The 4,354-nt window shown below is 70.8% G+C and carries 5 protein-coding genes; 4 read left to right on the top strand and 1 reads right to left on the bottom strand.

Going from position 1 to position 4,354, the window contains the following annotated elements:
- Window positions 1-45 precede the first annotated feature (45 nt).
- The 4 genes from AOK11_RS10175 (at window position 46) to AOK11_RS10160 (ending at window position 3,644) form a co-directional block, all read left to right on the top strand.
- The gene (locus tag AOK11_RS10175; RefSeq protein WP_007387794.1) at window positions 46-699 is read left to right on the top strand and encodes a response regulator transcription factor; all 654 of its coding nucleotides are present in this window, start codon (window positions 46-48) and stop codon (window positions 697-699) included.
- A gap of 4 nt (window positions 700-703) precedes the next feature.
- Window positions 704-1,951, top strand: a complete 1,248-nt coding sequence (locus AOK11_RS10170; RefSeq protein ID WP_055593332.1) for a sensor histidine kinase — start codon at window positions 704-706, stop codon at window positions 1,949-1,951.
- Window positions 1,952-2,344: 393 nt separating this feature from the next.
- Window positions 2,345-2,641, top strand: a complete 297-nt coding sequence (locus tag AOK11_RS10165) for a DUF4193 domain-containing protein (protein ID WP_003993510.1) — start codon at window positions 2,345-2,347, stop codon at window positions 2,639-2,641.
- 13 nt (window positions 2,642-2,654) lie between these two features.
- On the top strand, window positions 2,655-3,644 hold the full coding sequence (locus AOK11_RS10160; RefSeq protein ID WP_055593331.1) for a hypothetical protein: 990 nt from the start codon (window positions 2,655-2,657) through the stop codon (window positions 3,642-3,644).
- 158 nt (window positions 3,645-3,802) lie between these two features.
- Here AOK11_RS10160 and AOK11_RS10155 read toward each other — a convergent pair whose 3' ends face one another.
- A complete protein-coding gene (locus AOK11_RS10155; RefSeq protein ID WP_055593330.1) occupies window positions 3,803-4,264 on the bottom strand; it encodes a DUF3093 domain-containing protein in 462 nt (153 codons plus the stop codon).
- Window positions 4,265-4,354: the final 90 nt, after the last annotated feature.

The raw sequence follows: 4,354 nt of genomic DNA, 5'->3' as shown, positions 1-4,354 counted from the left end.
GCGCTCCGGAGCGCTGCCCGGCAGGACGTAGGAAGGACAAGCGACGTGCGCGTACTCGTCGTCGAGGACGAGCAACTGCTCGCCGATGCGGTGGCCACCGGACTGCGCCGGGAGGCCATGGCCGTCGACGTCGTGTACGACGGTGCGGCCGCCCTCGAGCGCATCGGCGTCAACGACTACGACGTGGTCGTCCTCGACCGCGACCTCCCCCTCGTGCACGGCGACGACGTGTGCCGCAGGATCGTCGAACTCGGCATGCCCACGCGCGTGCTGATGCTCACGGCCTCGGGCGACGTCAGCGACCGTGTCGAGGGCCTGGAGATCGGCGCCGACGACTATCTGCCCAAGCCCTTCGCGTTCAGTGAGCTCATCGCGCGCGTGCGCGCCCTGGGACGGCGCACCAGCGTGCCGCTGCCGCCGGTCCTGGAGCGTGCCGGGATCAAGCTCGACCCCAACCGCCGCGAGGTCTTCCGCGACGGCAAGGAGGTCCAGCTCGCGCCCAAGGAGTTCGCCGTCCTGGAAGTGCTCATGCGCAGCGAGGGCGCCGTCGTCTCGGCCGAACAGCTCCTCGAGAAGGCCTGGGACGAGAACACCGACCCGTTCACCAACGTGGTGCGGGTGACCGTCATGACCCTGCGCCGCAAACTGGGCGAGCCGCCGGTCATCGTGACCGTGCCCGGCTCGGGCTACCGGATCTGATCCCGTGGCCACTACTCCCACCCCCACGCCACCGCCTCCGCCGGCACCTCCGAAGCCCACCTGGGACCCCCGACGTCCCGTACCGCCCTTCCCCTGGCTGCGCCCCACCATCCGGATACGGCTCACCCTGCTCTACGGCGGCATGTTCCTGATCGCCGGGATCCTGCTGCTGTCGATCATCTACCTGCTCGCCGCGAACGCGCTGAACGTGGGCAGCGACCTGCCCTTCCGGATCCTGTCCGGGCAGGTGTCCAGCGACATCTGCCAGCTGCGCAGCGCCCAGCTGCCCGCCGACGAGCTGAACGCCGCGCTGAACGCCTGTGTGAACGAGCAGCGCCAGCACGCCCTGGACAACCTGCTCAGCCGCTCGCTCCTGGCCCTGCTCGGCCTCGCGGTCATCGCCTTCGCCTTCGGGTACGCCATGGCCGGCCGCGTCCTGTCGCCGCTGGGCCGGATCACCCGCACCGCGCGCGCGGTGGCGGGCTCCGATCTGTCCCGCCGGATCGAGCTGGACGGCCCGGACGACGAGCTCAAGGAACTGGCCGACACCTTCGACGACATGCTGGAGCGGCTGCAGCGGGCCTTCACCGCCCAGCAGCGCTTCGTGGGCAACGCCTCGCACGAGCTGCGCACCCCGCTGGCGATCAATCGCACGCTGCTCGAGGTGCACCTCTCCGACCCGGACGCGCCGGTCGAGCTCCAGCAGCTCGGCAAGACGCTGCTGGCCACCAACGAGCGCAGCGAGCAGCTCGTGGAGGGCCTGCTGCTGCTCGCCCGCAGCGACAACCAGATCGTCGAGCGCAAGCCGGTGGATCTCGCCGAGGTGGCCTCCCAGGCCATCGACCAGGTGCACGCCGAGGCGCAGGCCAAGGGCGTGGAGATCCGCGGAGTGCGGAAGCCCGCGGTCGTCCGGGGCAACGGCGTCCTGCTGGAGCGGATCGCCCTGAACCTGCTCCAGAACGCCGTGCGCTACAACGTGGCCGAGCAGGGGTGGGTGGAGGTCACCACCGACGTCGAACACGGGCAGGCGGTCCTGGTGGTGTCCAACACGGGCCCGGTGGTACCGGCGTACGAGGTCGACAATCTGTTCGAGCCCTTCCGGCGGTTGCGCACCGAGCGGACGGGCAGCGACAAGGGGGTCGGCCTGGGGCTCTCCATCGTCCGGTCGGTGGCACGGGCGCACGGCGGGCACATCTATGCCCAGCCGCGCGAGGGCGGCGGGCTCGTGATGCGAGTCACTCTGCCGATCTGACATCATGTCGCCGACACGACGGGGTGTTCGCTTTGGGCGGAATCGCCGGAGGGCCCCTCCGGCGCTCCCTTGTGGGATCGATCACAGGGGGGATGTCCGGTCCGTCGACACTCCGTGATCATGAAGTCCCCGGAAGGCCGGGTATATCCCGGTTTTCAGGGGCTTCGATTACGGGAAGTACACGGTGAGGCGGCTTTGAAGTGCCGCGTTCGGACCGTGTACGGTCCCCATCGCCATCCAAGCCGACCGCTCGTGAGGGGTTCGGTTGGGTGTCGATTGAGTAACAGACCTTGATGTGAGGCAAAATCTCCGCCTCGGGTCGGGCACAAGTCCGGCCTCTCGCGCGTTACGTGCGCTGAAGAGACCGCATACACCCAGAGGGGGAGAGCGACCATGGCAACCGATTACGACACTCCACGCAAGACCGACGACGACGTCGACTCGGACAGTCTTGAAGAGCTGAAGGCCCGCCGCAACGACAAGTCGGCCTCGGCCGTCGACGTCGACGAGTTCGAGGCCGCGGAAGGCCTCGAGCTGCCCGGCGCGGACCTGTCGAACGAAGAGCTGGCCGTCCGGGTCCTGCCCAAGCAGCAGGACGAGTTCACCTGCATGAGCTGCTTCCTGGTGCACCACCGCAGCCAGCTGGCCCGAGAGAAGAACGGCCAGCCGATCTGCCGCGACTGCGACTGAGGGCGGGTCGGCCGTGACTGGCTCGACCCCTCCTCGGAAGCGCCGCTTCCTCTCGAGGGGAGCGGACTCGGGGCCGCAGGACGGCCCCCGTCGCGACACGCGTGACCACGAGCGAGGCTCAACCGATACCGGCTCGACCGATACCGGGGCGGCCTCGCTCGGACCCGCAGCCGACCGGGGTGACCTCCCGGCATCCCTGGAGGTCACCGCCGCGGCCCCGGTGGCCCGCAGACGTGCGGCGGCGTTCCGTGACAAGGCCAGGGAAGGCGCCCAGAAGGGCGGCGCCCGCGCGCGTGCGGGCCTGGCGTACCTCGCGGACCGGATCATCGAACTCGCCCCGCGGGTGCCCGTACGGGACCTGGAGACGCTGCGCCGGCAGTTCCCCGGGCTCGGTCCCGAGGAACTCGCGGAGAAGCTGGTGGCGGGCGCCTCCAGAGCCACGGCGACGGTCGGGGCCGGTGTGGGCGCGGCGGCGGCGATGCCGGTGCCTCCCGCGATGCCGACGGAGCTGGCCGCCGAGATCACCGGCGTCGCGGCGATCGAACTCAAGCTGATCGCCGAACTCCACGAGGTCTACGGCGTACGCCCGGCCGGCCATCTGGGGCAGCGCAGCACCGTGTACCTGAACTCCTGGTCGCAGGAGCGCGGGATCGAGGCGAGCAAGCCCTCGACCGTGAACGCGGCGCTGAACAGCCGCATGAAGCGCGAACTGCGCCAGCGGATCATGAAGCGCACCGTCCGCAACCTGCCGAACCTGATGCCGTTCCTGGTGGGAGCCGCCGTCGGCGCGGTCATGAACCACCGGGACACCAGGAAGCTCGCCACCCGCATCCAGACCGACCTCCGCAAGATCCAGGTGCCCTGGGACGCCTTGACCGCCCTCCCCGCCCTCGACGTCCCGGCCGACGCCCTGGAGATGGACAAGCTCACCGGCGGCGCCCTCCGCAAGGCACTCCGCAGCGGCGGCCACCCGGACGGGAGCGACGGTCCCAAGAGAGGCTGATCCGGCCGATCCGGCTGATCCCGAATACGGCACAGCGGAAACGACGGCAGGCGGGAACGACGGGTCAGTGGGCGACGGACCCCGTCGGGCCCCCTGATGCCACCCCCCGGGCGACGGTTCGCCCGGGCGTTCCCCGCCCCCGGGCGTTCCCCGCCGTACTACGCGGCGGCCTTCGCCGCCCGCAGGGCTTCCGCCAGTCGTTCCGGCTCGCGCGTCGACAGGAAGGCGTACGGCGTCGGGTCCTCCGGGTCGGTGATCTCCACCCGCAGCGCCCCCGGCACGTAGGCCCGCAGCAGCATGAAGCAGCGCGGATCCGCCCGGTGGGTGCGCCAGGCACGCGCCTCCTCGGCGTCCAGGACCTCCATCTCGCCCAGCGCCGACACCGGGATCTTCGCCTCCCCGGCGATCAGCAGGCCGCCCACGACCCGGATCCGCACCGAGCCGTACGCGCTGGCCGCCGCCGCGGCCGCCGCGGTGCCGCCGGCCAGGCCGCCGAGCATCGGCAGGACGCCCAACGGAAGCACGATCAGCGCCATCGAGACACCCGCGAGCAAGGAGATCAGCCACCAGGAGCGGGGAGCGGTCAGGCGTTCTTCGTAAGGCAGGGCGGAGAGCTGCATGGATCCAAGCTTGGCACGGTGCCGGCACGGGGCCGCGGTCAGGGCGGCCGGTGTGAAGTGCTGTCAGGCAGGGCGGTGGCGGGTGACGGG

This window comes from Streptomyces hirsutus (genome assembly GCF_001418415.1).
GTDB classification, from domain to species: Bacteria; Actinomycetota; Actinomycetes; order Streptomycetales; family Streptomycetaceae; genus Streptomyces; species Streptomyces hirsutus.
Note: the sequence above shows the minus strand (reverse complement) of the source record. Positions and strands in the feature narration are given on the sequence as shown.